The sequence below is a fragment of the Methylobacterium sp. B1 genome (assembly GCF_000333255.1).
Taxonomy (GTDB): domain Bacteria; phylum Pseudomonadota; class Alphaproteobacteria; order Rhizobiales; family Beijerinckiaceae; genus Methylobacterium; species Methylobacterium fujisawaense.
In genome coordinates this window covers 1-4,165 of record NZ_BACT01000773.1, presented here as the reverse complement: position 1 = coordinate 4,165, position 4,165 = coordinate 1, and the positions used below count along the sequence as shown (strand labels likewise).

Below are 4,165 nucleotides of genomic sequence, written 5' to 3'. Positions count from 1 at the left end.
CGAGACCAGCGCCATGATCGCCACGAAGGATTCCATCAGCATGCCGCCGTAGCCGATGAAGCGGGCATCGGCCTCGCTGGCGATCAGCTTCGGGGTGGTGCCCGACGAGATCAGGGCGTGGAAGCCCGAGACCGCGCCGCACGCGATGGTGATGAACAGGAACGGGAACAGGCTGCCCGCCCAGACCGGACCGGTGCCGTCGACGAACTTGGTGACCGCCGGCATCTGCATGTGCGGCGCCACGACGGCGATGCCGAGGGCGAGGCCCACGATGGTGCCGATCTTGAGGAAGGTCGACAGGTAGTCGCGCGGGGCGAGGAGCAGCCAGACCGGCAGGATCGAGGCGACGAAGCCGTAGCCGATCAGCATCCAGCAGAGCTGCGGGCCCGTGAAGGTGAAGGCCGGTCCCCAGACCGGGCTCGCCGCCACCGAGCCGCCGGCCACGATCGCCAGCATCAGCAGGACGAAGCCCAGGATCGAGACCTCGCCGATCTTGCCGGGCCGGATATAGCGGGAATAGACGCCCATCAGCATGGCGATCGGGATCGTCGACATCACCGTGAAGGTGCCCCAGGGGCTCTCGGCGAGCGCCTTGACCACGATGAGGGCCAGCACGGCCAGCAGGATCACCATGATCAGGAAGGTGCCGAACAGCGCGATGATGCCGGGAATCGTCCCGAGCTCGGCCCGGATCAGCTCGCCGAGCGACCGGCCGTCCCGGCGCATCGACACGAACAGGACCATGAAGTCCTGCACAGCGCCGGCGAGGACCACGCCGGCCAGGATCCAGAGCATGCCGGGCAGGTAGCCCATCTGGGCGGCGAGCACCGGGCCGACCAGCGGGCCCGCGCCCGCGATCGCCGCGAAGTGGTGGCCGAACAGGACGCCGCGGTTGGTGGGGACGTAATCGAGACCGTCATTGTGCCGCACGGCCGGCGTCATGCGCTTCGGGTCGAGGCGCATCACCTTGTCGGCGATGAACTGGGAATAGTAGCGGTAGGCGATCAGGTAGACGCAGACTGCCGCGACCACGACCCAGAGGGCGTTGATGGTCTCGCCCCGCTGGCTCGCCACGATCGCCAGCGCCGCGGCGCCGAGGGCGCCCACGAGGACCCATGGCCCATGCCTGCCGAGCGCCGTACCCATGTCCCACTCCCTGACCGACCGCCTCGCGCACGGGGCCACGCGCGGGGGCTCCGGCTGGGACTTCGTGGTCCCGGGCTACACGGGCGGGTTATCCTATTGGTCCGCCGTTGACGCAAGCGATCCGAGCTGTGATGCAGCGTCGGCGGCGGCACGACGCCCAATGTGTCACATCGGGTCTCCGGCACGGCCCCGACCCCCTTCACGGCCAGGCTGCCGAGCTCCGTCGCCGCCCGCCGTCGGAGAAGGAAGGGCGCCGGCGCGGTCCGGGCCTGCGAGGAGCGGACAACCATGGCGAAGGTCGCATTCCTGGGTCTCGGCGTGATGGGCGGGCCGATGGCTGGCCACCTCGCCAAGAAGGGTGGCCACGACGTCACCGTCTACAACCGCACCACGCCGAAGGCGGAAGCCTGGGTGAAGACCTATGGCGGTGCCTTCGCCCCCACGCCCCGGCAGGCCGCCGAGGGCGCCGAGATCGTCTTCGCCTGCGTGGGCAACGACGACGACCTGCGCAGCGTCGTGCTGGGCGACGACGGGGCGCTCGCCGGCATGACGCCGGGCGCGGTCTTCGTGGACCACACCACCGCCTCCGCCGAGGTGGCCCGGGAACTGGCCGCGGCCGCGGAGGCCAAGGGGCTCGGCTTCATCGACGCGCCGGTCTCCGGCGGCCAGGCCGGCGCCGAGAACGGGGTGCTGACCGTGATGTGCGGCGGCGACGCGGCGACCTACGCCAAGGTCGAGGGCGCGATCGGGTCCTTCGCCCGGGCCTGCCGGCTGATGGGCCCGGCGGGCGCCGGCCAGCTCACCAAGATGGTCAACCAGATCTGCATCGCCGGCCTCGTCCAGGGCCTCTCCGAGGGCGTCCACTTCGCCAAGCGCGCCGGCCTCGACGTGGAAGCGGTGCTCGACGTGATCTCCAAGGGCGCCGCCGGCTCCTGGCAGATGGAGAACCGCGGCAAGACCATGAACGCGGGCAAGTTCGACTTCGGCTTCGCGGTCGACTGGATGCGCAAGGATCTCGGCATCCTGCTGGACGAGGCCCGCCGCAACGGCGCCAAGCTGCCGGTCTCGGCGCTGGTGGACCAGTTCTACGCCGAGGTTCAGGCCATGGGCGGCAACCGCTGGGACACGTCGAGCCTCGTGGCCCGGCTGGAGCGCTGAGGGCGGCAGCTCCCCTCGCGGTCCGGAGGGGTCGGAAACGGCCCCGTGTACCCCCTCCCTCGCCCCGTCGCGGGAGAGGGGGTGTCGGGCGAGGACAGCATCCGCACAGAACAGGATTCTGCTCCGCGTGCAGGCCCTGCCTTCTCCGGAAGCCGGGCTCCCTCACCCGCACGGGGAGGGAGCCCGCGGGAAGCCTCACAGCGCCGCCGCGGCCTCCTCCGGATCCATCCAGCGCCAGTCCTCCCCCATCTGGTGGCGGAACCACGTGAACTGGCGCTTGGCGTAGGCCCGGGTATCCGCCTGTCCCCGGACGATCGCCTCCTCGAGTCCGATCGCCCCCTCGAGATACGCGATCAGGCCCGGCACGCCGTGGGCGCGCATCACCGGCAGCAGCGGGTCGAGGTTTCGCCTGTGCAGGCGGGCGACCTCGTCCAGCGCCCCTTCGGCGATCATGGTCCGGAAGCGGGCGTCGATGCGGGCGCGCAACACGGCGCGGTCGGGGGCCAGGAAGATTTTTTCGAGGGCCCACCCGGCGAGCGGCCCGGGTATCGGATCGCCGTAGAAGCTCGCGATCGGCCGGCCGGTGGCGAGAAAAATCTCCAGGGCCCGCATCACCCGCATCCGGTCGCTCGGGCGCAGGCGGGCGGCGCCCTCGGGATCGTGGCGGGCGAGGTCGGCGTGCAGCGCCTCGGTGGGACGGCCCTCGGCCTCCGCCCGCACCTGCGCGCGCACGGCCTCGGGCACCGGCGGCAGCTCCGAAAACCCCTGCTCCAGCGCCCGGAAGTACAGGCCCGTGCCGCCGACGAAGACCGGCCTTTGCCCGTCGAGCGTCGTCAGCAGCGCCGCCACATCCCGTGAAAAATGCCCCACGGAATAGTTCACGGCGCCGTCGACATGCCCGTAGAGCCGGTGGGGCACCCGTGCCTCCTCGTCCGGGTCGGGCCGGGCGGTGAGGCGCCGCAGGTCGCCGTAGACCTGCATGGAATCGGTGTTGATCACCACGCCGCCGTGACGCTCCGCCAGCCGGGCGGCCAGCGCCGACTTGCCCGACGCGGTGGGCCCTGCGATGAGGATCGCCGCCGGGCGCCCCCCGGCTTCCTCCCGGTCTGGCGGCAAGGTGAAACTCCACGATGCTGGTCGCGGTCCTGATAGCAAACCCGGATCGGCCGTCCATCACCGATGCGGTGCTGGCCGAGGCCCGCGCGGTGCTGCGGACGGAGCACCAGCCCCGGATCCTGCACGGCGCGGTGGCGGCCGAGCTGCTCGTCCCGGGCGAGCCCGCCGCCGCGGCGTCCCTCACCGACGCGCTGCGGACGGCCCTTGCCGGTGAACCCATCGACCTCGCCGTGCTCCCCGCCGACGCGCACCGGCGCAAGCGCCTGTTCCTGGCCGACATGGATTCCACCATGATCGAGCAGGAATGCATCGACGAGCTCGCCGGAACGCTCGGCCTCAAGGAGCATGTCGCGAGGATCACCGAGCGGGCGATGCGCGGGGAGATCGCCTTCGAGCCGGCGCTGCGCGAGCGCGTGGCGCTCCTGAAGGACATCCCGGTCGGTGCGGTCGACGGGCTGATCGCCGAGCACCTGACCCTGACCCCGGGCGGCCGCACCCTGGTGCGGACGATGCGGGCGCACGGCGCCCACACCTGTCTCGTCTCGGGCGGCTTCACCCTGTTCACCGGCCCGATCGCGGCGATGATCGGCTTCGACGAGCACCGGTCCAACCTGTTGGGCGTGGCGGACGGACGGCTCACCGGCTTCGTGGAGGATCCGATCGTCGGGAAGGCCGAGAAGCGCGCGGCGCTGATCGAACTCCGTGAGGCGCTGTCCCTCGGCCCTGCGGAGACGCTGGCGGTGGG

Annotated in this window: 4 protein-coding genes; 2 read left to right on the top strand and 2 right to left on the bottom strand. The window is 71.4% G+C overall.

Features of this window, described 5'->3' with window-relative positions:
- The coding region (locus I53_RS22445) for a carbon starvation CstA family protein (RefSeq protein WP_043354881.1) at nucleotides 1–1,146 on the bottom strand (1,146 nt) is incomplete at its 3' end.
- A gap of 288 nt (nucleotides 1,147–1,434) precedes the next feature.
- Here I53_RS22445 and I53_RS22440 point away from each other — a divergent pair.
- Nucleotides 1,435–2,304 (top strand): NAD(P)-dependent oxidoreductase, encoded by an 870-nt coding sequence (locus I53_RS22440; protein WP_043354879.1) that lies wholly within the window; start codon nucleotides 1,435–1,437, stop codon nucleotides 2,302–2,304.
- A 195-nt stretch (nucleotides 2,305–2,499) separates the two neighbouring features.
- Here the strand turns inward: I53_RS22440 and miaA are convergent, their stop codons facing one another.
- Nucleotides 2,500–3,420, bottom strand: a complete 921-nt coding sequence (miaA, locus tag I53_RS22435) for a tRNA (adenosine(37)-N6)-dimethylallyltransferase MiaA (protein WP_043354877.1) — start codon at nucleotides 3,418–3,420, stop codon at nucleotides 2,500–2,502.
- A 14-nt stretch (nucleotides 3,421–3,434) separates the two neighbouring features.
- On the opposite strand from miaA, the gene serB reads away from it, so the two are divergent.
- Nucleotides 3,435–4,165, top strand: a 731-nt coding sequence (gene serB / locus I53_RS22430; protein WP_043354875.1) for a phosphoserine phosphatase SerB, incomplete at its 3' end; no start/stop codon positions are given.

Coding starts and splice junctions, on each gene's coding strand:
- I53_RS22440 (WP_043354879.1), top strand. CDS start 1,435: ATGGCGAAGGTCGCATTCCTGGGTCTCGGCGTGATGGGCGGGCCGATG.